The 20,380-nt window shown below is 65.5% G+C and carries 20 protein-coding genes; 13 read left to right on the forward strand and 7 right to left on the reverse strand.

Annotation, left to right across the window (positions count from 1 at the left end; translation table 11 throughout):
- Positions 1-22 precede the first annotated feature (22 nt).
- On the forward strand, positions 23-910 hold the full coding sequence (rarD, locus tag AC0J42_RS28470) for an EamA family transporter RarD (protein WP_416427223.1): 888 nt from the start codon (positions 23-25) through the stop codon (positions 908-910).
- A 213-nt stretch (positions 911-1,123) separates the two neighbouring features.
- On the opposite strand, the gene AC0J42_RS28475 is transcribed toward rarD, so the two are convergent.
- The gene (locus AC0J42_RS28475) at positions 1,124-1,642 is read right to left on the reverse strand and encodes a glycine cleavage system transcriptional repressor (RefSeq protein WP_416427224.1); all 519 of its coding nucleotides are present in this window, start codon (positions 1,640-1,642) and stop codon (positions 1,124-1,126) included.
- Between the two features lie 408 nt (positions 1,643-2,050).
- Between AC0J42_RS28475 and AC0J42_RS28480 the strand changes: the two genes are divergently transcribed.
- On the forward strand, positions 2,051-4,228 hold the full coding sequence (locus tag AC0J42_RS28480; RefSeq protein WP_473004707.1) for a malate synthase G: 2,178 nt from the start codon (positions 2,051-2,053) through the stop codon (positions 4,226-4,228).
- 125 nt (positions 4,229-4,353) lie between these two features.
- Here the strand turns inward: AC0J42_RS28480 and AC0J42_RS28485 are convergent, their stop codons facing one another.
- Entirely contained in the window at positions 4,354-4,797 is a 444-nt protein-coding gene (locus AC0J42_RS28485; protein ID WP_416427226.1) for a response regulator, read from the reverse strand.
- 215 nt (positions 4,798-5,012) lie between these two features.
- Here AC0J42_RS28485 and AC0J42_RS28490 point away from each other — a divergent pair, with 215 nt between their 5' ends.
- The 8 genes from AC0J42_RS28490 to AC0J42_RS28525 all read left to right on the forward strand — a co-directional run bounded on the left by AC0J42_RS28490 (position 5,013) and on the right by AC0J42_RS28525 (position 13,839).
- A complete protein-coding gene (locus AC0J42_RS28490) occupies positions 5,013-6,950 on the forward strand; it encodes a putative nucleotidyltransferase substrate binding domain-containing protein (protein WP_473006909.1) in 1,938 nt (645 codons plus the stop codon).
- Complete coding sequence (locus AC0J42_RS28495) at positions 6,947-7,654, forward strand: 3'-5' exonuclease (protein WP_473004708.1); 708 nt, start codon at positions 6,947-6,949, stop codon at positions 7,652-7,654. Before AC0J42_RS28490 ends, AC0J42_RS28495 begins: the two co-directional genes overlap by 4 nt.
- 171 nt (positions 7,655-7,825) lie before the next feature.
- Entirely contained in the window at positions 7,826-8,344 is a 519-nt protein-coding gene (locus AC0J42_RS28500; protein ID WP_416427229.1) for an RNA polymerase sigma factor, read from the forward strand.
- Positions 8,341-9,321 carry a FecR domain-containing protein gene (locus tag AC0J42_RS28505; RefSeq protein WP_473004709.1) on the forward strand — a complete coding sequence of 327 codons (981 nt, stop codon included), beginning with the start codon at positions 8,341-8,343 and terminating at the stop codon, positions 9,319-9,321. The genes AC0J42_RS28500 and AC0J42_RS28505 overlap by 4 nt, the downstream gene beginning before the upstream one ends.
- An 89-nt stretch (positions 9,322-9,410) precedes the next feature.
- Positions 9,411-11,840: a TonB-dependent siderophore receptor gene (locus AC0J42_RS28510; RefSeq protein ID WP_473004710.1), complete on the forward strand. Its 2,430-nt coding sequence runs from the start codon at positions 9,411-9,413 to the stop codon at positions 11,838-11,840.
- 62 nt (positions 11,841-11,902) lie between these two features.
- Positions 11,903-13,003, forward strand: coding sequence for a PepSY-associated TM helix domain-containing protein (locus AC0J42_RS28515; protein ID WP_416427232.1), 1,101 nt, complete (start codon positions 11,903-11,905; stop codon positions 13,001-13,003).
- Positions 13,000-13,173 carry a hypothetical protein gene (locus AC0J42_RS28520; protein ID WP_416427233.1) on the forward strand — a complete coding sequence of 58 codons (174 nt, stop codon included), beginning with the start codon at positions 13,000-13,002 and terminating at the stop codon, positions 13,171-13,173. Before AC0J42_RS28515 ends, AC0J42_RS28520 begins: the two co-directional genes overlap by 4 nt.
- 39 nt (positions 13,174-13,212) lie before the next feature.
- On the forward strand, positions 13,213-13,839 hold the full coding sequence (locus AC0J42_RS28525) for a glutathione S-transferase family protein (protein ID WP_416427234.1): 627 nt from the start codon (positions 13,213-13,215) through the stop codon (positions 13,837-13,839).
- Positions 13,840-13,851: 12 nt separating this feature from the next.
- Here the strand turns inward: AC0J42_RS28525 and rloA2 are convergent, their stop codons facing one another.
- Positions 13,852-14,355, reverse strand: a complete 504-nt coding sequence (rloA2, locus tag AC0J42_RS28530) for a retropepsin-like aspartic peptidase RloA2 (protein ID WP_473004711.1) — start codon at positions 14,353-14,355, stop codon at positions 13,852-13,854.
- A 148-nt stretch (positions 14,356-14,503) separates the two neighbouring features.
- On the opposite strand from rloA2, the gene AC0J42_RS28535 reads away from it, so the two are divergent.
- Positions 14,504-15,391: an acyltransferase gene (locus AC0J42_RS28535; protein ID WP_416427236.1), complete on the forward strand. Its 888-nt coding sequence runs from the start codon at positions 14,504-14,506 to the stop codon at positions 15,389-15,391.
- Here the strand turns inward: AC0J42_RS28535 and AC0J42_RS28540 are convergent.
- Positions 15,388-15,930, reverse strand: a complete 543-nt coding sequence (locus tag AC0J42_RS28540; RefSeq protein ID WP_416427237.1) for a DUF2780 domain-containing protein — start codon at positions 15,928-15,930, stop codon at positions 15,388-15,390. The two genes, AC0J42_RS28535 and AC0J42_RS28540, sit on opposite strands and share 4 nt — an antisense overlap.
- A gap of 194 nt (positions 15,931-16,124) precedes the next feature.
- Between AC0J42_RS28540 and AC0J42_RS28545 the strand changes: the two genes are divergently transcribed.
- Positions 16,125-16,667: a sigma-70 family RNA polymerase sigma factor gene (locus AC0J42_RS28545; RefSeq protein WP_416427482.1), complete on the forward strand. Its 543-nt coding sequence runs from the start codon at positions 16,125-16,127 to the stop codon at positions 16,665-16,667.
- The gene (locus AC0J42_RS28550) at positions 16,664-17,338 is read left to right on the forward strand and encodes an anti-sigma factor (protein WP_416427238.1); all 675 of its coding nucleotides are present in this window, start codon (positions 16,664-16,666) and stop codon (positions 17,336-17,338) included. Before AC0J42_RS28545 ends, AC0J42_RS28550 begins: the two co-directional genes overlap by 4 nt.
- Positions 17,339-17,420: 82 nt before the next feature.
- Here the strand turns inward: AC0J42_RS28550 and fdhA are convergent, their stop codons facing one another.
- The 3 genes from fdhA to AC0J42_RS28565 all read right to left on the reverse strand — a co-directional run bounded on the left by fdhA (position 17,421) and on the right by AC0J42_RS28565 (position 20,331).
- On the reverse strand, positions 17,421-18,620 hold the full coding sequence (gene fdhA, locus AC0J42_RS28555; RefSeq protein ID WP_027980277.1) for a formaldehyde dehydrogenase, glutathione-independent: 1,200 nt from the start codon (positions 18,618-18,620) through the stop codon (positions 17,421-17,423).
- 134 nt (positions 18,621-18,754) lie between these two features.
- Positions 18,755-19,612: a formyltetrahydrofolate deformylase gene (gene purU / locus AC0J42_RS28560; RefSeq protein WP_416427239.1), complete on the reverse strand. Its 858-nt coding sequence runs from the start codon at positions 19,610-19,612 to the stop codon at positions 18,755-18,757.
- An 86-nt stretch (positions 19,613-19,698) separates the two neighbouring features.
- The gene (locus tag AC0J42_RS28565) at positions 19,699-20,331 is read right to left on the reverse strand and encodes a sarcosine oxidase subunit gamma (RefSeq protein WP_473004713.1); all 633 of its coding nucleotides are present in this window, start codon (positions 20,329-20,331) and stop codon (positions 19,699-19,701) included.
- Positions 20,332-20,380: the final 49 nt, after the last annotated feature.

The following is a 20,380-nucleotide window of genomic DNA, read 5'->3' on the forward strand; positions in this document are numbered from 1 at the left end:
CCTGGAACAACAAGGACGCTACATGCAAGCCGCCAACCCGCGCCGCGGGTACCTGCTGGGCCTGACGGCCTACACCTGCTGGGGACTGTTTCCGCTCTACTTCAAGGCGATCGAGAGCGTCCCCGCCCTGGAAATCATTGTCAGCCGCGTGCTCTGGTCGGCGCTGTTCGGCTCCCTGCTGCTGGCCGCCTGGAAGCACCCCGGCTGGTGGCGCGAGCTGCGCGACAACCCACGCCGGCTGGCTATCCTGGCGGGCAGTGGCGCGCTGATCGCGGCCAACTGGCTGATCTACGTGTGGGCGGTGAACAACGGGCGCATGGTGGAGGCCAGCCTGGGTTACTACATCAACCCGCTGGTGAACGTGGTGCTGGGCATGCTGTTGCTGGGCGAGCGGCTGCGGCGCCTGCAGTGGCTGGCCGTGGGCCTGGCCGCGGTGGGCGTGGCGCAACAGGTATGGCTGGTGGGCAGCCTGCCCTGGGTGTCGCTGGCGCTGGCACTGAGCTTCGGCTTCTATGGCCTGATCCGCAAGCAGGCGCCAGTGGCCGCGCTGCCAGGCCTGGTGGTGGAAACCTGGCTGCTGGTGCCCCTGGCACTCGGCTGGCTGGCGTTCAACCCCGGCGTACCCAGCGCCCAGCCAGACTTCTGGTTGACCACCGACGGCCTCTGGCTGCTGGCCGCCGGGCCGATCACCCTGGTGCCGCTGGTCAGCTTCAACGCCGCCGCGCGCCATCTGCCCTACACCACCCTGGGCTTCCTGCAATACCTGGCGCCGACCCTGGTGCTGTTGCTGGCGGTGTTCAAATACCATGAACCGCTGGGCGCCAATGCGCTGGTCGCTTTCGGTTTCATCTGGGCCGGCCTGATCCTGTACAGCATCGATGCGGTGGTGAATCTGCGTCGCAAAGCCTGATCAAAAAACGCTCAAACCTCTGCAGGCCACGATTCTCGTGGCCTGCAACGGATTACCCCAAGGTTATCCACAGCACGATCCCCGCCGTTTGTGCACAAGCCCCTGAAATTGCTCATTTTTTGCTCATACAGCCAGGAAGCCCGGCCCGCGTGCGTCTGCGCGGTGTTCCCCCAGCTTATCCACAGGCAGGTGCAAGATAAACATGAACAACTTTCACGGCTCGGTGCGCAGCACCAGCTCCACCATCAAATCATCGGCCAGGGCTTCGAGCCGCTGCTGCAACTGCTCCACCGCCAGGGTCAGCGGCAGGCCCAGCACCGCTTCGGCGTGAAACAGCGGCTCGCTGCTCATGGGCGCCGGGCGCACGTCGGTCACCAGCCGCTCGACGTTGACGCCCTGCTCGGCGAGCAGGTGGGTGATGTCACGAACGATGCCGGGGCGGTCGTTGCCCACCAGTTCCATGGCAATGGGCTTCCAGGTGCAGCTCTGCTCGATACCGGTCTCGGCGATCAGTACGCGGATGCCCTTGGCCGCTAGCGCCTGCAGGGCCGCCAGCAGCTCTTCATGGCTTTCAGCCGGCACCGCCACCCGCAGGATCCCGGCGAACTGCCCGGCCAGGCGCGACATGCGGCTTTCCAGCCAGTTGCCGTTGTGGTCCGCCACGCATTGGGCTATCCGTTCGACCTGCCCGGGCTTGTCCGGGGCAAAAACCGTCAATACTAAGTGCTCCACGCTGGCACCCTCTCGTTGTAGTCGGTTGAGTATAGGCAAGGGCACGGGCGACGCGTGGGTAGCAGCTCAGACGAAAAGCTGTGTACTGTTTTTAGATTTATCTGGAACAATTGGCCAAAGTTTTGAGAACATACGATTCGCAGTGTGACCGGTAGTCAAAAAACGGTCGCGGATCGACGTATTTAGTCTGATTTTCACAACCGCAAATCATCATGTAGTATGCCGCAGCGCGGACTACATAATGACAATCGATGTCTGCCGAAGGCGCCTGTGAAAATACGTGAAGCCTCTGGCACGCGCTTGAGGGTCTGCCCAGCCGCCCGTCAGGGCACGTTCTGGCAGCGTATTTAGAGAAGCGCTACAGGCTTTAATACAAGAGCTGAATAGCTGAGCAGAGTGAGGCAAGCAATGACTGAACACGTTCAAGTCGGTGGCCTTCAGGTCGCCAAAGTCCTGTTCGACTTCGTGAACAACGAAGCCATTCCCGGAACCGGCCTTGCGGCCGAGCAATTCTGGGTCGGGGCGGAAAAGATCATCAACGACCTCGCTCCGAAGAACAAAGCGCTACTGGCCAAACGTGACGACCTGCAAGCCCGCATCGACGGCTGGCACCAGGCACGCCAGGGCCAGGCTCATGACGCTGCGGCTTACAAGGCCTTCCTGCAGGAAATCGGTTATCTGCTGCCAGAAGCGGCGGACTTCCAGGCCTCGACGCAAAACGTCGACGAAGAAATTGCCCACATGGCCGGCCCGCAACTGGTGGTGCCGGTGATGAACGCCCGCTTTGCCCTCAACGCCTCCAACGCCCGCTGGGGCTCGCTGTACGACGCGCTGTACGGCACCGACGCCATCAGCGAGGAAGGCGGCGCCGAGAAAGGCAAGGGTTACAACAAGGTTCGTGGCGACAAGGTCATCGCCTTCGCCCGCGCCTTCCTCGATGAAGCCACGCCCCTGGCCGCCGGCTCCCACGTGGACTCCACCGGCTACAAGGTCGTCGACGGCAGGCTGGTGGTCAGCCTCAAGGGCGGCAGCAACAGCGGCCTGCGCGACGACGCCCAGCTGGTCGGCTACCAGGGCGATGCCAACGCTCCGACCACCGTGCTGCTGAAGAACAACGGCCTGCACTTCGAGATCCAGATCGACGCCCAGAGCCCCATCGGCCAGACCGACGCCGCTGGCGTCAAGGACCTGCTGATGGAAGCGGCCCTGACCACCATCATGGACTGCGAAGACTCCGTCGCGGCCGTGGACGCCGACGACAAGGTGGTGATTTACCGCAACTGGCTGGGCCTGATGAAGGGCGACCTGGCCGAGGAAGTGTCCAAGGGCGGCAGCACCTTCACCCGCACCATGAACCCGGACCGCCACTACACCGCCCCCAACGGCGGCGAGGTGAAGCTGCACGGTCGCTCGCTGCTGTTCGTGCGCAACGTTGGCCACCTGATGACCATCGACGCCATCCTCGACGCCCAGGGCAACGAGGTGCCGGAAGGGATTCTCGATGGCCTGGTCACCAGCCTGGGCGCGATCCACAGCCTGAACGGCACCAGCACCCGCAAGAACAGCCGCACCGGTTCGGTATACATCGTCAAGCCGAAGATGCACGGCCCTGAAGAAGCCGCGTTCACCAACGAGCTGTTCGGCCGCATCGAAGAGGTGCTGGGCCTGGCGCGCAACACCCTCAAGGTCGGCATCATGGACGAGGAACGCCGTACCACGGTGAACCTCAAGGCCTGTATCAAGGCTGCCAGCGAACGCGTGGTGTTTATCAACACCGGCTTCCTGGACCGCACCGGCGACGAGATCCACACCTCCATGGAAGCCGGCGCGGTAGTGCGCAAGGCTGCCATGAAGGCGGAAAAATGGATCGGTGCCTACGAGAACTCCAACGTCGACATCGGCCTGAAGACCGGCCTGCAAGGCCGCGCGCAGATCGGCAAGGGCATGTGGGCCATGCCTGACCTGATGGCCGCCATGCTCGAACAGAAGATCGCCCACCCGCTGGCCGGTGCCAACACCGCCTGGGTGCCGTCGCCGACCGCCGCCGCGCTGCACGCGCTGCACTACCACAAGGTCGACGTGTTCGCCCGCCAGGCCGAACTGGCCAAGCGCACCCCGGCATCGGTGGACGACATCCTCACCATCCCGTTGGCGCAGAACACCAACTGGTCGGCCGAGGAAATCCAGAACGAGCTGGACAACAACAGCCAGGGCATCCTCGGCTACGTGGTGCGCTGGATCGACCAGGGCGTGGGTTGCTCGAAGGTGCCGGACATCCATGACGTGGGCCTGATGGAAGACCGCGCCACACTGCGCATCTCCAGCCAGCTGCTGGCCAACTGGCTGCGCCATGGCATTGCCAGCGAAGCGCAGATCCTCGAAAGCCTGAAGCGCATGGCACCGGTGGTTGACCGCCAGAACGCCAACGACCCGCTGTACCGCCCGCTGGCCCCGGACTTCGACAGCAACATCGCCTTCCAGGCGGCGGTGGAGCTGGTGATTGAAGGTGCCAAGCAACCGAACGGCTACACCGAGCCAGTGCTGCACCGCAAACGCCGCGAGTTCAAGGCCCGCAACGGGCTGTAAGCCGAAACCCGCCTGACGGCAGCGCTACACTGTAGCCGCTGCCGCAGGCTGCGCTGGCCCTGCGCCTCACTGGAAATCTCCAGCGTACAAACCGGCCAGCGCAGCCTCCGGCAGCGGCTACGGTTTTACTCCAGGCCCAATTCCTTTTTCGCCAACGCCACCAGATGCTGGGTATCAATAGGCTTGAGCAGGAAATCCACCACGCTCAAGTGCATGGCCGCAATCGCATCCTTCACCCCCGCATCCCCCGACATGATGATGATCGGCATCGCCGCGCGATCGGATTCGCGCACCTTGCGGATCAGGTCCAGGCCGGTATGGGGCGACATGCGCAGGTCGGTCACCAGCAGGCCGATGGCCTTGTTCGAGGCGAGCAATTGCAACGCTTCGGTGGCGCTGCCCGCGGTCAGGCAGGCAATGCCCTGCAGGCCAAGGATCTCGGCCAGCAGCTCTCGCGAAACCTGGTCATCGTCGACGATCAAAGCCTGCTGCGGCGGCAAATCCGGCACCTGCATCACAGCACTCAGCGCCTCGCGCTCGGCATCGCTCAAAATATCGTGATCGGACATATGCCTCTCATCATAGGGAAAACCAGGTGCGTCACCTGGTTGAGACCGCAGACGAGTGGCATTACCTGTGCACTTCGTCGGGTCGTCACGTGAAGATCAGCATGATGTCGAGGAAACCCGCGCAGTTGAAGCATTTTTTTTAGACTTACGTCCAATGGGATCCCCAGCCCATCAGGCCGACCATGTTGAACGATAAGAACAATGCGGTCATGGACATGAGTAAACCGGACGCCTATGCCCTCGCGGGCAGGACAGCAGTGCAGCAGAACATTCAGGGAACCCTGCAATTCCTGCAGCGCTACGCGCCTTTCAACCAGCTGGACCAGGCCCACCTGGCCTACCTGGTGGAGCAGTGCCAGCTACGTTTCTACGCCGCCGGCGAGAGCATCATCAAGCCCGCCGACGGGCCGGTGGAACACTTCTACATCGTCAAGCAGGGGCAAGTGGTGGGCGAACGCCCGCACACCTCGAAACGCGGCACCGAGACCACCTTCGAAATCGCCACCGGCGAGTGCTTCCCCCTGGCGGCCCTGCTGGGCGAGCGGGCCACCCGCACCGAGCACCTGGCGGCCCAGGACACCTTCTGCCTGCAACTGCCCAAGGCGGCGTTCATCAAGCTGTTCGCCCTGTCGGCGCCGTTTCGCGACTTCGCCCTGCGCGGGGTCAGCAGCCTGCTCGACCAGTTCAACCTGCAGGTGCAACGCCGCGCCGCGGAAACCCTGGGCACGCAGTATTCGCTCAACACCCGCCTGGGCGAGCTGGCCATGCGTCACCCGGTGACCTGCGACGCCCAGACCCCGCTGCGCCAGGCCGTGGCGCTGATGCACGAACAACAGGTGGGCAGCATCGTCATCGTCGACGAGCGCCGTTATCCACAGGGCATTTTCACCCTGCGCGACCTGCGCCAGGTGGTGGCCGACGTCGATGCCGACTTCACCCAGCCCATCGGCCGGCACATGATCGCCGCGCCCTTTTACCTGAGCCCCGATGCCAGCGCGTTCGACGCCGCCATGGCCATGACCGAGCGGCACATCGCCCACGTGTGCCTGGTGCGTGACGGCCGCCTGTGCGGCGTGGTCAGCGAGCGCGACCTGTTCTCCCTGCAGCGCGTGGACCTGGTGCACCTGGCGCGCACCATCCGCAACGCCGGGCGGCTGGAGCAACTGGTGAGCCTGCGCGGCGACATCAGCCAGCTGGTGGAACGCATGCTCGCCCACGGCGCCTCGTCCACGCAGATCACCCAGATCATCACCCTGCTCAACGACCACACTGTGTGCCGGGTGATCGAACTGGTGCTACAGGACAAGGGCGACCCCGGCGTGCCGTTCAGCTGGCTGTGCTTCGGCAGCGAAGGCCGCCAGGAGCAGACGCTGTTCACCGACCAGGACAACGGCATCCTGTTCGAGGCCCGCGATGCGGCCCACGCCGCCGAAATCCGCGGCAAGCTGCTGCCCATCGCCCACCAGGTCAACCTCAACCTGGCGCAGTGCGGCTTCGCCCTGTGCCAGGGCAACATCATGGCCGGCAACCCCGAGCTGTGCCTGTCGCGCAGCGAATGGGCGCGGCGCTTCGCCGCCTTCGTGCGCGAGGCCACGCCAGAGAACCTGCTGGGCTCCAGCATCTATTTCGACCTGCGGGTGGTGTGGGGTGATGAACAGGGCTGCGCGCAACTGCGCCGCCAGGTCCTTGATCAGGTGGGCGACAACCGCCTGTTCCAGCGCATGCTGGCCGAGAACGCCCTGCGCCAGCGCCCGCCGGTGGGGCGCTTCCGCGAATTCGTACTCAGCCGCAAGGGCAGCGACAAAGCCGGCACCCTGGACCTCAAGGCCCAGGGCCTGAACCCCTTCGTCGACGGCGCGCGGCTACTAGCCCTGGCCAACAACATCGAAGCCACCAACACCCTGCAGCGCCTGCGCCAGCTGGTGGCCCGGGAAGTCATCGACAAGCTCGACGGCGCTGCCTACGAAGAGGCCTACCACTTCATCCAGCAGACGCGCATGCAGCAGCACCAGCGCCAGACCCGCGACAACCAGGCCTGGTCCAACCGCATCGACCCCGACAGCCTCAACGACCTCGACCGGCGCATCCTGCGTGAATCCCTGCGCCAGGCCCAGCGCCTGCAGGCCAGCCTGACGCTGAGGTACCAGCTATGAGCCTGTTTGCCTGGCTGCGCCCGGCCGCGCCCAGCCTCAACCCGGCGCAGCAGCTGGCGCTGCAGCGCTTGAGCGCCCCCGCTGTATTGGGTGATTGCAGCCTGCGCCAGCAACGCTGGGTGGTGCTGGACCTGGAGACCACCGGGCTCAACGTCAACCGCGACCTGCTGCTGTCCATCGGCGCGGTGGTGATCGAGGACGGCGCCATCGACCTGTCCCAGCAGTTCGAATGCACCTTGCAGCGCCCCGGCCACAAGCCCGGGCCCAGCGTGCTGCTGCACGGCCTCGGCCCCGACGCCATCGCCGCCGGCTGCGCCCCTGCCGATGGCCTGCTGGACTTCATGGACTTCGTCGGCGACAGCCCGGTGCTGGCCTTCCACGCCCCGTTCGACCAGCGCATGCTCGGCCGCGCGCTCAAGGACACCCTGGGCTACAAGCTGCAGCACAGCTTCATCGACGTCGCCGAACTGGCGCCGCTGCTCAACCCCCAGACCGTGCTGCGCGAAGCCTCGCTGGACGACTGGATCGCCCAGTTCGGCCTGCAGGTGGACGAGCGCCACAACGCCAGCGCCGACGCCTTCGTCACCGCGCAACTGGTGCTGATCCTGCTCAGCCAGGCCCGGCGCCTGGGCCTGGACAGCCCGGCGCTGCTGATGGGGCGCCTGGCCCAATGGCGCCGGCGCCAGGCCATGCCCGGCCTGTAGGACACCTGTGGGAGCTGGCTTGCCAGCGAGCTTTTCAGCGGCACCAAGAGCTCGCTGGCAAGCCAGCTCCCACACATACCTACCGACGAACGCCAATTGCACAACGACATCATCCCTGACACAATCGCGAATAATTCTCGTTAGTTTGAACACTTGCATTCGGGGAACGTCTTGTCGTCAGCCCATAGCCCTCATGGTGAGCTGGTCGGTGCGCTTTATCGCGACCACCGTGGTTGGCTATTGGCCTGGCTGCGACGCAATATCGCCTGCAGCCAGCGCGCCGAAGACCTCAGCCAGGACACCTTCGTGCGCCTGCTGGGCCGCGAGCAGCTCAGCGCGCCCCGTGAGCCGCGGGCGTTCCTGGCGGCCATCGCCAAGGGCCTGCTGTTCGACCACTTCCGGCGTGCCGCGCTGGAGCAGGCCTACCTGGCCGAGCTGGCGCTGGTGCCCGAAGCCGAACAGCCCTCCCCCGAACAGCAACAGCTGATCCTCGAAGACCTGCAGGCCATCGACCAGATGCTCGCCAAACTGTCGAGCAAGGCGCGCACCGCCTTCCTGCTCAACCGCCTGGAGGGCCTGGGCCATGCCGAAATCGCCGAGCGCCTGGGCGTGTCGGTGCCGCGGGTACGCCAGTACCTGGCCCAGGGCATTCGCCAGTGCTACATCGCCTTGTACGGGGAGCCGACATGAGCCGCACCGGCCCGGTCTCGGCGCGTGTGCTGGACGCGGCCATCCAGTGGCAGCTGTCGCTGGAGCCCGGCAACCCGGCGCAGCAGGCCGAGTTCGCCCGCTGGCACGCCGCCGACGAGGAACACGCCCGGGCCTGGCAGCAGCTGGGCATGCTCGACCAGCGCCTGCGCGTGGCCCCGGCTGCGGGCCGCAAGGCCCTGCTCAGCAGCGCCGGCAGCGCCCGCCAGCGCGTGCGCAAGCTGGGCAGTGGCCTGGCCAGCGTGGTGCTGGTGCTGGGCCTGGGCACCTTCGGCCTCAAGCAATGGCTGCCGCTGGGCTACTGGCTGGCCGACGCGCGCACCGCCACCGGCGAGCAGCGCACCCTGACCCTGGCCGACGGCACCCAGGTGGAGCTCAACACCCACAGCGCCATCGACGTGCGTTTCGACCAGCAGCAGCGCCTGATCGTGCTGCGCGAAGGCGAGATCCTGGTGCAGACCGGCCACCCGGCCGGCGAGCAGCGGCCCTTCATCGTCGAAACCCGCGACGGCCGCCTGCGCGCCCTCGGCACGCGCTTCCTGGTGCGCCGCGAAGACCAGGGCACGCGCCTGGGGGTGCTGAAGTCCGCCGTGGCCGTGCATGCCCAGGAACTGCCCGGCGAAATGGTCCTGCACGAAGGCCAGCAGATGCTGGTGCAGCGCGATGCGCTCGGTGAAGCCGTAGCCCTGCGGCCCGACGCCGATGCCTGGACGCGCGGCATGCTGGTGGTGGACAACGCGCGCCTGGGCGACCTGGCCCACGAACTGTCGCGCTACCGCCCAGGCTTCCTGGAAGTGAGCCCGAACGTGGCCGACCTGCGCATTACCGGCAGCTTCCCGCTGAACGACACCGACCTGGCCCTGCGCGCCCTGCTGCCAACCCTGCCGATCCAGATCCAGCAGCACACCCGCTGGTGGGTCAGCCTGGAAGCGCGGCCTGAGACGCCGCCGAAGATCTAAATCTAAATTATTTTCGATCAGCCCTATCACTTTTGCGATTTCGTCCGGCACAGAGGCAATTGAGAAATATTCCCTGTCAGGAGTGCCGCATGTCCCGCCCGTTCCCCTCCCTGCTGCGACCCAGCCTCATGGCCGTCGCCATTGCCCTCGCCGTGCCGCTGAGCAGCACCGGGCTGCAAGCCGCCGAGCAGGCCAGCCAACTGCGCAGCTACAACCTGCCAGCCGCGCCGCTGGCCAGCACGCTGAACCAGATCGCCAGCGGTGCCGGCCTGGTGCTGGCCATCGAGCCGGGCCTGGTGGCGGGCAAGACCAGCGCGCCAGTGAACGGGCAATTCGATGCCGCCGGCGCGCTGCGCCAGGCCCTGGCCGGGACCGGCCTGCAACTGGTGCAGACCAGCGCTGGCACTTTTACGTTGATCGCAGCCCCAGAAGGGACACTGGCGCTGCCTGACACCAACGTGAACGCGGCCAGCGACTCCGAAAGCGCCTGGGGCCCGGCCACCGGCTACCTGGCCACCCGCACTGCGGCAGGGACCAAGACCGACACCGCACTGGTGGAAGCACCGCGCTCGATTTCCGTGGCCACCCGCCAGCAGATGGAAGACCGCGGCGTGCAGACCCTGGAAGACGCCGTGAAATACATGCCCGGCATCGTCTCGGCCAGCTACGGCAGTGACACCCGCTACGACTGGCTGCGCGTGCGCGGCTTCGAACCGACCCAGTTCCTGGATGGGTTGCCGCTGCCGAAGGGTGCCTACGCCACTGCAAAAATCGAAACCTGGGACCTGGACCGCATCGCCCTGCTGCGAGGGCCTGCTTCGTCGCTGTACGGCCAAACCCCGCCCGGCGGGCTGCTTGACATGGTCAGCCGCCGCCCCAGCGATGTAACCAGTCATGAAATTTCCCTGGAGTATGGCAGCGACAACTGGCGCCAGATCGACTTCGCCAGCACCGGCAAGATCGACGATGAAGGCAAGTTCCTCTATGGCGTCAGCGGCGTGATCCGCGACAGCGGCACGCAGATCGATCACATCGACAACAAGCGCTATAACATCGCCCCCAGCCTGACCTGGAACATCGACCCGGACACCAAGCTGACCTTCCTCAGCCAGTTCACCCGTGACGATACCGGCGCCACCAGCCAGTTCCTGCCGATCCAGGGCACCAAGATCAGCTCGCCGTTGGGCGAGATCTCCCACCACAAGAACCTGGGCGATCCCAACTACGATTACTACGACCGCACCTACTATTCGCTGGGCTATGCGTTCGAGCACCGCTTCAACGACGTCTGGCAGTTCCACCAGAACCTGCGTTACTCCAAGACTGACCTGGAGTTCCAGACCATTACCGTGGGTTCCTATCCTTACACCCTGGTCGATGCAGACGGCAACGTAGGGCGGATGTCGACGAACGTCGACGAGGACATCAGCCAGTTCGCCGTGGACAGCAATTTCCAGGCTGACTTCGCCACGGGTGACATCAGCCACACCGTGCTGATCGGCACCGACCTGCAGCACATCAACAACAATTACCTGTCGATCTACGGCTTCAACGTGCCGTCGACCAACGTGCTCAACCCGGTGTACACCGACACCATCACCCGCCCTGCTCGCTCGACGGCCTACTACGACTACGACCAGAAAACCACCCAGACCGGCGTCTACGTGCAAGACCAGATGGCCCTGGACAAGTGGCGCTTCACCCTGGGCGGCCGCGAGGATTGGGTGCACACCGGCACCAAGTTCCACAACGACGGCAATGCCACCAACACCGAGCGTGACAGCAATTTCAGCCTGAACTCGGCGGTCAGCTATGTGTTCGATTCCGGCGTGGTCCCGTACCTGTCGTACGCCGAGTCGTTCCAGCCAACCACTGGCGCCGACATGACCGCGGTGAGTTCGCTGAAACCCACCCAGGGTAAGCAGTGGGAACTGGGCATCAAGTATCAGCCACCGGGTTCCAAGACCCTGCTGACCGCTGCCGTGTATGACCTGACGCAAAAAAATGTCACCGTCACCAGCAACGTGGGCGGCGTGTCGGTGACGGGGCAGACCGGTGAAGTCAAGGTCAAGGGCCTGGAGCTCGAAGCCACCAGCGACCTGACCGACAACCTCAAGCTGATTGCTTCCTACACCCTGGCGAAATCCGAGGTGCAGGACGGCGCCAACAAGGGCAACCGCCTGCCCCTGATGCCCAACCAGCAAGCCTCCCTGTGGGCCGACTACACCTGGCACCAGGGCCTGCTCGAAGGCTTTGGCATCGGCGGCGGCGCGCGCTACACCGGCAACACCTACGGCGACCAGGCCAACACCTGGCTGGGCAAGGCCGACGCCTACACCGTGTTCGACGCTTCTGCCCACTACGACCTGGGCGTGCTGTCGGGCTCGCTGAAGGGCGCGTCCCTGGGCCTGACCGCCAAGAACGTGTTCAACAAGGACTACATCAGCACCTGCGACAGTTACTATTGCTACTACGGCGACCAGCGCAGCGTGGTCGCCAGCGCCACCTACAAGTGGTAATGGCCTGACGCACCACACAAGCCGCCCCCCGGGGCGGCTTTGTCTTTTCGGACGCCTGTGAAATGAAAAGTAAAACAATTCGTCGCTGGTCCTTCGTGCACACCTGGTCCAGCCTCATCTGCACGCTGTTTCTGTTGCTGCTGGCCATCACCGGCCTGCCGCTGGTGTTCCATCACGAGATGGAAGCCCTGCTCGGCGACGCCCCGCATTACCGCGAGCTGCCGGCGGACACGCCCAAGCTCGACCTGCAACAACTGGTCGAGGCGGCTCTGGCCCACCGCCCTGGCGAGGTGGTGCAGTACTTCGGCTGGGACGAAGACCATCCCGAAGGCATGTTCGCCATCACCGCGGCCACGCCCGGCACCGAGCCCAATTCGTCGCACACCTTCAGCCTCGACACCCGCACCGGCGAGGTGGTGGAAACCCCAGCGGCCAATGGCGGCTTCATGATGGTCATGCTGCGCCTGCACGTGGACATGTACGCCGGGCTGCCGGGCAAGCTGCTGCTGGCGTTCATGGGCCTGCTGTTCGTGCTGGCGATAGTCTCCGGGGTAGTGCTGTATGCGCCGTTCATGGGCCGCCTGAAGTTTGCCAGCGTGCGCCGCGAACGCTCGCGCCGGGTGCGCTGGCTGGACCTGCACAACCTGATCGGCATCGTCACCCTGACCTGGGCGCTGGTGGTAGGCGTGACCGGCGTGGTCAACGCCTGCGCCGACCTGCTGATCGCCGCCTGGCGCAGCGACACGCTGAGTGCCATGGTCGCGCCCTATCACGACGCCCCGCCGCTGACCCAACTGGCCCCCGCCTCGCGCCTGCTGGCCATTGCCGAAGCCGCGGCGCCGGGCATGCAAGCCGATTTCATCGCCTTCCCCGGCACGCTGTTCTCCAGCGCGCACCACTACGCAGTGTTCATGAAGGGCGCCACGCACCTGACCTCGCACCTGCTCACCCCGGTGTTGATCGACGCCAGCACCCTGGCCGTCACTGCCGTGGGCGAGCGGCCCTGGTACATGAACGCCCTGGGCCTGTCGCAGCCGCTGCATTACGGCGACTATGGCGGCCGGCCGATGCAGATCCTCTGGGCAGTGCTGGACGTGCTGACCATCGTGGTGCTGGGCAGCGGCCTTTACCTGTGGTGGGTACGCCGCAAGGTGAAAGCATGAGCCGCCGGCCGTCGCGGTTCTGGGCGACCTGGGGCATGCCGCTGCTGATCGCCGTGCTGGGCGGCGCCGGGCTGTTCGCGGCGTTGCTGGGGGACGGCGCCTGGGACGTGCTGTCGTGGATCGGCCTGGGCCTGCCGGCGGTGATCGGCGTGCATGCCTTGCGCCGGTAACGTGGGTAAGATGGCGGCTCGACAAGAAGAGGGTTTCCGATGTCCACCCCGCCTATCACCCTGTATTCCAACCCCGCATCGCCGTTCGGCCGCAAGGTCGCGGTGATGCTCCACGAGACCGGCCAGTTCGCCCAGGTGCAGATCCAGGCCTGCCTGCTTACCCCGGTTAACCCGGTGGCCGAGCTGAACCAGGAAAACCCGGCGGGCAAGATCCCCGCCCTGCGCCTGGCCGACGGCAGCGTGGTGCATGACAGCCGGGTGATCCTCGATTACCTCGACCACCAGCACAGCGGCACGCCGTTGATACCGCGCGACGGCCCGGCGCGCTGGCGGCGCCTGACCCTGGCCTCGCTGGCCGATGCGCTGATGGATGCGGCAGTGCTGATCCGTTACGAGACCGCCCTGCGCCCCGAGGCCAAGCACTGGGATGTGTGGCTGGGCAACCAGGCCGAGAAGATCCACCGCAGCCTGGCGTATTTCGAGGCGGTGGCGGGCGAGCTGGCAGAAGGCTTCGATGTCGCCGGTATCGGCGCGGCGTGCGCGCTGGGCTACCTGGACTTCCGCCAGCCGCAGCTGGAATGGCGTGCCGAGTTTCCGGCGCTGGCGGCCTGGTATGCCCAGGTCAGCCAGCGCGCGTCGATGCAGTTGACCCGGCCACCGGCGTGAGCCCTGACGCGGTCAGCAACCAGGCTCACCCGCGGTGTAACGGCGGGCCGGGTTCACCGCCGCGCCGAACTCGCGCAGGGCCTTGGCGCCAATCAGCAGCGGGTAGTTGAAGCTGCTGCGGTCAACCAGGTTGACCTCGATGGTGCGCTTGGTGTCGCCCAGGCACATTTCCAGGTCCACGACCGGGCGCTTGGCCACTTCGGTGGCCTCGCCGTCCTCTTCCTCGTCGGCACGGCTCTTGATGCGGCTGATGCGCGCCACCTTGTGTTCGTACACCTTGCCGTCGGCGTCGCGGGTGGCCAGGCGGAAGCGCACCCAGTCCTCGCCGTCGCGCTGGAACAGCTGGATATCACGGGCCGACAGCGATGCAGTCAGCGCGCCGGTGTCCATCTTGGCCTTGAACGTGGCGCCGCCAATCTCCGGCAGCTTGATGTTTTCATAGCGCCCGTACAGGGTCGGCTCGGCGGCCATGACCGGCAGGGCCAACAGCGACAGCAATGCGATTACGGATTTCACCGGCGGGTTCCTCAAGGGCGGATGGGCTGCGCGCAGCATACCCAAAAAATCGTGAAACAAATGTCCATTACCATTCGGCAAGGTTGATTTGGTGTTATGCCCCGGCGTCTTTATCATTGCCGGCCACAATTACTCCAAGAGTCGTTTTATGCGTCGCCTGCTCGTCGGCAGTTTCACCACGCTGCTGTGTCTGCTCAATACCCTCGTGCTGATCGGCCCCCTCATGCTCTGCGCCCTGCTCAAGCTGATCGCCCCCGGCCGTTCCCGTGACCTGGCCTCCAAGGCGGTGATGTGGTTCGCCGAGACCTGGGCCGAAATCATCAAGCTGATCTTCCGCCTGTGCATCGGCACCCGCTGGGACATTCGCGGCGCCGAAGCCCTGCGCGGCGACACCTCGTACCTGGTGGTCAGCAACCACCAGTCGTGGGTCGACATTCCCGCGCTGATCCAGGCGCTGAACCGGCGCACGCCGTTCTTCAAGTTCTTCCTCAAGAAAGAGCTGATCTGGGTGCCGTTCCTGGGCCTGGCCTGGTGGGCGCTGGACTATCCCTTCATGAAGCGCTACACCAAGGCGTTCCTGGACAAGCACCCGCACCTCAAGGGCAAGGACCTGGAAATCACCAAGGCCGCCTGCGAGCTGTTCAAGCGCCAGCCGGTGACCGTGGTCAACTACCTGGAAGGCACCCGCTTCACTGAAGCCAAGCGCAGCCAGCAGGCCTCGCCCTACCGCAACCTGCTCAAGCCCAAGGCCGGCGGCGTGGCCTTCGTGCTGGCCGCCATGGGCACCCAGCTCGAACGCATGCTGGACGTCACCGTGGTGTACCCGCAAGGCAGCATTCCAGGCTTCTGGAACCTGCTGTGCGGGGATGTGAAGCAGGTGATCGTCGACATCCGTGCCCGCCAGATCGACCCGGCGCTGCTGGCCGGCGACTACGAGAACGACCCGGCCTTCCGCCAGACTGTGCAGGACTGGGTAAACCGCTTGTGGGCGGACAAGGACGCGCGCATCGACGCGTTGCGCCTGGAACTGAGTTAACCGCCCACGCCCCAGATGCCGCCCAGGCTCTTGAGCAGCGTGCCGCCCACGCCCTGTTGGCCCAGGTACTGCAGGATCACCGGGGCAAACTGGCCGACCATGCTGCTGTCCATGCCCAGCTTGCCGAACGCGTTGTTCAGGTCGCTGGTGTTCTTCACGTTGCCCAGGGCGCTGTCCAACGCGCCCTTGTCAGTGCCCGACTGCCCCAGCAGGCCGCCCAGGCCGCTCACCGCGTTGGCGCCAGCCAGCTTGTCGATGCCCGGCACCTGCTTGGCCAGTTCCGAATAGTCGGAGCTGCTGAGCTTGTTCTTGGCCAGGCCCAGCATGGCGCCGGTGCCGCCCACGGCCTGCTCGGGGGTAACGTTGAGCTGGGTGCCGACGTTGTTCAGCAGCCCGGCGGCCTGGGGCGCGCTGCTGCCCTGCTTGCCGTTCTGGATGCTGGACGCCGCGTTCACCGCATCGTTGAGGTTGAAGGCGAAGGCCGGGCTGGCCGCCAGGGCGGTCAGGGTGGCGAAGGTGATGGCGCGCATGGTGTTCATTTGATTCCCCTCGAAACAATGGTCGCGGCGCGCCTGGGCGGCCGCGAAAGCCTGGTTTTGACTCGATTCGACCGATTGTGTTCCAAAGGCGAAATAATTTCGTACAAATCGCATCCGGTCACGCTTCCCCTGCGTATATCAGGCAACGCGGCGCAAGGTGGGCTAGGCTCAGACGGCCACCCAGCGGAGACCGCATCATCGACACTGAACTGCTCAGCCAGCTGCTGGCCGATTGCGCCAAGGGCAACCGCCGCGCCTTCGAGACCCTGTACCGCACCAGCAGCGCCCGCCTCCACGGCGTGGCGCTGCGCTGCGTGGGCCGCCGCGAACTGGCCGAGGAAGTGGTGCAGGAGAGCTTCGTGCGTATCTGGAACAACGCTTCGCGCTACGACGCCCGGCTGGCGGCGCCCATGACCTGGATGGTGAACATCACCCGCCACCTGGCCATCGACCTGCTGCGCCGGCGCCATGAAGTGCCCCTGGACGAACAACAGCTGGAGGCGCTGAGCGATGACGCGCCCTCTGCCCACGAACAATTGAACCAGGCCCGTGAAGCCGCGGCGCTGAACCGTTGCCTGGAAGACCTGGAGGGCATGCAGCGGCAGTCCATCCTCACCGCATATTTCCATGGCCTGTCCAACGCCGACCTGGCGCTGCAGCTGTCGGCGCCCCTGGGCTCGGTGAAGTCCTGGATACGGCGCGGCATGGAACGCCTGCGCAGGTGCCTTGAAGCATGAACTACCAGCACCCTGCCCTGCGCCGCGCGCTGGCGGCCGACTACGCGATCGGCCTGATGGCGCCTGCCGCGCGGCGGCGCTTCGAACGCCTGCTGGCGGATGACCGCGACTTGCAGGCGGAATTGGCCGGCTGGCAGGAAACCCTGGTGACCTTGACCGCCCCGGTGGCCGAGGAACCGGTGCCGGCGCGGGTGTGGGAGCGCATCGTGGCGCGCATCGAGCCGCAGCAGCTGCATGTGCCGCCGCCGTTGCGGGTGCGCGGTTGGTTGCGGGCGGTGGCCCTGGCGGCTGCCGTGGTGCTGGCCATCGGCATCGGCATGCTCTACACCGGCGATGAAGCCCACTACAGCGCGACGCTGGTGAGCGTCGAGAACCGGCCAGCAGTGAAAATCCAGGCCTACGCGCAATACCTGCAGGTGGAGCCGGTAGAACTGCCCGGCGCGCCGGCGAACCGCAGCATGGAACTGTGGGCCATTCCCGCCAACGGCAAGCCGGTGTCGCTGGGGTTGATGCCGGTGGGTGGCAAGGGCCGGATCATGCTCGATGAAAGCCAGCGCAAGCTGCTGGGCGAGCCGATCGCGCTGGCGATCAGCCTGGAACCGGAGGGTGGTTCGCCGACCGGGCAGCCGACTGGCCCGGTGCTCTACCACGGTCAGGTGGTTACCCTTTAAACGTCTGTGGGAGCTGGCTTGCCAGCGAGCTTTTTAAAAGCTCGCTGGCAAGCCAGCTCCCACAGGTTTATATCAAGTGCAGTCAGGCAGCGCTGAAGAGTTTGTGCGGGTCGATGACGAATTTCTTCGGCACGCCGGCATCGAACTCGCCGTAGCCTTCGGGCGCCTGGTCCAGGGTGATGACCTGCACGCCCACCACTTCGGCAATGTTGATGCGGTCCCACATGATCGCCTGCATCAGCTGGCGGTTGTACTTCATCACCGGGGTCTGGCCGGTGTGGAAGCTGTGGGACTTGGCCCAGCCCAGGCCGAAGCGAATGCTCAGGCTGCCCATCTTCGCCGCAGCGTCCACGGCGCCCGGGTCTTCGGTGACGTACAGGCCGGGGATGCCGATCTTGCCGGCCACGCGCACTACGCCCATCAGCGAGTTGAGCACGGTAGCAGGCGCCTCATGCTGGGCGCCGGCATGGCCGTGGCCACGCGCCTCGAAGCCCACCGCGTCCACCGCGCAATCCACTTCCGGCTCGCCCAGCAGGTCGGCGATCTGTTCGTGCAGCGGGGTGTCCTTGGACAGGTCGGCAATCTCGAAACCCTGGGCCTTGGCGTGGGCCAGGCGCACCGGGTTGACGTCGCCGACGATGACCACCGCCGCGCCCAGCAGGCGAGCCGAGGCAGCGGCGGCCAGGCCAACCGGGCCAGCGCCCGCGACGTACACGGTACTGCCCGGGCCAACGCCGGCAGTGACGGCGCCGTGGTAGCCGGTCGGCAGGATGTCGGACAGGCAGGTCAGGTCACGGATCTTCTCCATGGCCCGGTCGCGGTCGCCCAATTTCAGCAGGTTGAAGTCGGCGTAGGGCACCAGCACGTACTCGGCCTGGCCGCCCACCCAGTCGCCCATGTCGACGTAGCCGTAGGCGCCACCGGCGCGGGCCGGGTTCACGGTCAGGCACACGCCGGTGTGTTGTTCCTTGCACGAGCGGCAGCGGCCGCAGGCCACGTTGAACGGCACCGAGACCAGGTCGCCGACCTTGAGGTTCTCGACGTCCTTGCCCACTTCCAGTACTTCGCCGGTGATTTCGTGGCCCAGTACCAGGCCAACCTGGGCAGTGGTGCGGCCGCGCACCATGTGCTGGTCGGAGCCGCAGATATTAGTGGAGACAACCCGCAGGATAACGCCATGTTCAATGCGTTTGCCGCGTGGATCCTGCATTTTCGGGAAGGGAATTGTTTGCACCTCGACCTTGCCGCCACCGAGATACACCACACCGCGATTACCAGACATGCTTTCACCTCATTGTTGTATTTATCGAGATTGCGCAAACCGCGTGGGAGCGGGCTCTGCCCGCGAAGCAGGCACCGCGGTGTCCTTTTCGCGGGCAGAGCCCGCTCCCACGTGATGTGCGCCGGTATTACTCCTTACAAGACGACTGTGCGGTTGGCGTTGAGGAACACCCGCCGCTCGATGTGATAGCCCACTGCCCGTGCCAGGGTCAGGCACTCGATGTCGCGGCCCTTGGCAATCAGGTCCTCGGCATAGTGGCTGTGGTCCACGACTTCGACGCCCTGGGCGATGATCGGCCCTTCGTCGAGGTCATTGTTGATGTAGTGCGCCGTGGCGCCGACCAGCTTCACGCCCTTGTTGTAGGCCTGGTGGTACGGCTTGGCGCCCTTGAAACCGGGCAGCAGCGAATGGTGGATGTTGATGGCCCAGCCATCCAGGCGGCGGCACAGTTCGGGCGACAGCACCTGCATGTAGCGGGCTAGAATCACCAGTTCCGCACCCTTCTGTTCGATGACCTTGAGCACCTTTCGCTCCTGCGCGGGCTTGTCGTTCGGGTCCAGGGGGAAATGGTAGTAGGGAATTTCGTGCCAGCGCGCCAAAGGTTCCAGATCCGGATGGTTGGACACCACCGCCACCACGTCCATGGGCAGCTGGCCAATGCGCTGGCGGTACAGCAGGTCGTTCAGGCAGTGGTCGGCCTTGGAGACCATGATCACCACTTTGGGCCGGTACTGCGGCGGGGTCAGTTCGAAGACCATGCCGAAGGAGGCACCGCGCTCGGCCAGGCCGGCGCGGAAGCCCTGCTCGTCGAAGCCGTCGGGCTGGCGGAATTCGACGCGGATGAAGAAGCGTGCCGACAGGCGATCGTCGAACGAATGGTGTTCGGTGACGTAGCAGCCCTGTTCGAACAGGTAGCGGGTCACCGCGTCCACCGTGCCGAGCACGCTGGGGCAGTCGGCGGTGAGAATCCAGGTATCGGGGGCGCGGCTCATGGTAGGGCTCCAAATCGGGGGGACTGCGGACGCGGCCTGCGGCCGCTGCTACGGGGTGTAGCAGCGGCCACAGGCCGCGTCAGGGCTCAGCCAACAATCTCAAGGCCATACTCGGCCGACGCATCCTGCAGCCACAGCCACCAGTAGTCCGAGAAGCTGCGGCGCACCACCAGCTCCCAGACGTCTTCGCTGGGGCGACGGATCACCAGTTGCGATTTGGCGAACACCGTGCCCACGGCCTTACCCACCGGGAAGTTGTCGGGGTGCACGTCGTAGCTGGTGGACTTCATCAGCACTTCACGCACCTTGGGGCCGCTCAGCTCCAGCAGGCTCTGGCCGCCGCTGACGTTGACCACGGCGATGTGCTGGCCATCCAGCGCTTCACGCAGGCGGTGCTCGGTGGCCACTTCTTCGCCAGCCGGCACCACCAGCAGCCATTCATCCGGGCCCAGCCATTGCAGCGAAGTATCGCCGCTGGCAACCATGGCCAGGGCGCCCGGCAGTTCCAGGCCCAAGGCCTTGAACACGCCACCGGCGAAGGCCTGGTCGTGGCCGTTGCCACGCAGGGTCAGGTGGCCCAGCAGTTTCTTGTCGCGCAGCTTCACGCCGGCGTTCTTGCGGCCCTTGCCCACCAGCTTGTCGAGGCCGGCGTGATGCAGCGGCGACTCGACCTTGGCACCCGAGGCAGGGCGTTGTTCGTATACGTTGACTGTGGTCATGGGGACACCTGTCAAAAATCAGTGGCAATCTGCGGCCGCCGCCGGCGGC

The organism is Pseudomonas sp. Tav-5-1A (assembly GCF_055755055.1).

Coding starts and splice junctions, on each gene's coding strand:
- AC0J42_RS28565 (WP_473004713.1), bottom strand. CDS start 20,331: ATGACCACAGTCAACGTATACGAACAACGCCCTGCCTCGGGTGCCAAG.
- AC0J42_RS28535 (WP_416427236.1), top strand. CDS start 14,504: ATGCGTCGCCTGCTCGTCGGCAGTTTCACCACGCTGCTGTGTCTGCTC.
- AC0J42_RS28510 (WP_473004710.1), top strand. CDS start 9,411: ATGTCCCGCCCGTTCCCCTCCCTGCTGCGACCCAGCCTCATGGCCGTC.
- AC0J42_RS28480 (WP_473004707.1), top strand. CDS start 2,051: ATGACTGAACACGTTCAAGTCGGTGGCCTTCAGGTCGCCAAAGTCCTG.
- fdhA (WP_027980277.1), bottom strand. CDS start 18,620: ATGTCTGGTAATCGCGGTGTGGTGTATCTCGGTGGCGGCAAGGTCGAG.
- AC0J42_RS28550 (WP_416427238.1), top strand. CDS start 16,664: ATGAACTACCAGCACCCTGCCCTGCGCCGCGCGCTGGCGGCCGACTAC.
- rarD (WP_416427223.1), top strand. CDS start 23: ATGCAAGCCGCCAACCCGCGCCGCGGGTACCTGCTGGGCCTGACGGCC.
- AC0J42_RS28495 (WP_473004708.1), top strand. CDS start 6,947: ATGAGCCTGTTTGCCTGGCTGCGCCCGGCCGCGCCCAGCCTCAACCCG.
- AC0J42_RS28490 (WP_473006909.1), top strand. CDS start 5,013: ATGAGTAAACCGGACGCCTATGCCCTCGCGGGCAGGACAGCAGTGCAG.
- purU (WP_416427239.1), bottom strand. CDS start 19,612: ATGAGCCGCGCCCCCGATACCTGGATTCTCACCGCCGACTGCCCCAGC.
- AC0J42_RS28540 (WP_416427237.1), bottom strand. CDS start 15,930: ATGAACACCATGCGCGCCATCACCTTCGCCACCCTGACCGCCCTGGCG.
- AC0J42_RS28485 (WP_416427226.1), bottom strand. CDS start 4,797: ATGTCCGATCACGATATTTTGAGCGATGCCGAGCGCGAGGCGCTGAGT.
- AC0J42_RS28525 (WP_416427234.1), top strand. CDS start 13,213: ATGTCCACCCCGCCTATCACCCTGTATTCCAACCCCGCATCGCCGTTC.
- AC0J42_RS28515 (WP_416427232.1), top strand. CDS start 11,903: ATGAAAAGTAAAACAATTCGTCGCTGGTCCTTCGTGCACACCTGGTCC.
- AC0J42_RS28520 (WP_416427233.1), top strand. CDS start 13,000: ATGAGCCGCCGGCCGTCGCGGTTCTGGGCGACCTGGGGCATGCCGCTG.
- AC0J42_RS28505 (WP_473004709.1), top strand. CDS start 8,341: ATGAGCCGCACCGGCCCGGTCTCGGCGCGTGTGCTGGACGCGGCCATC.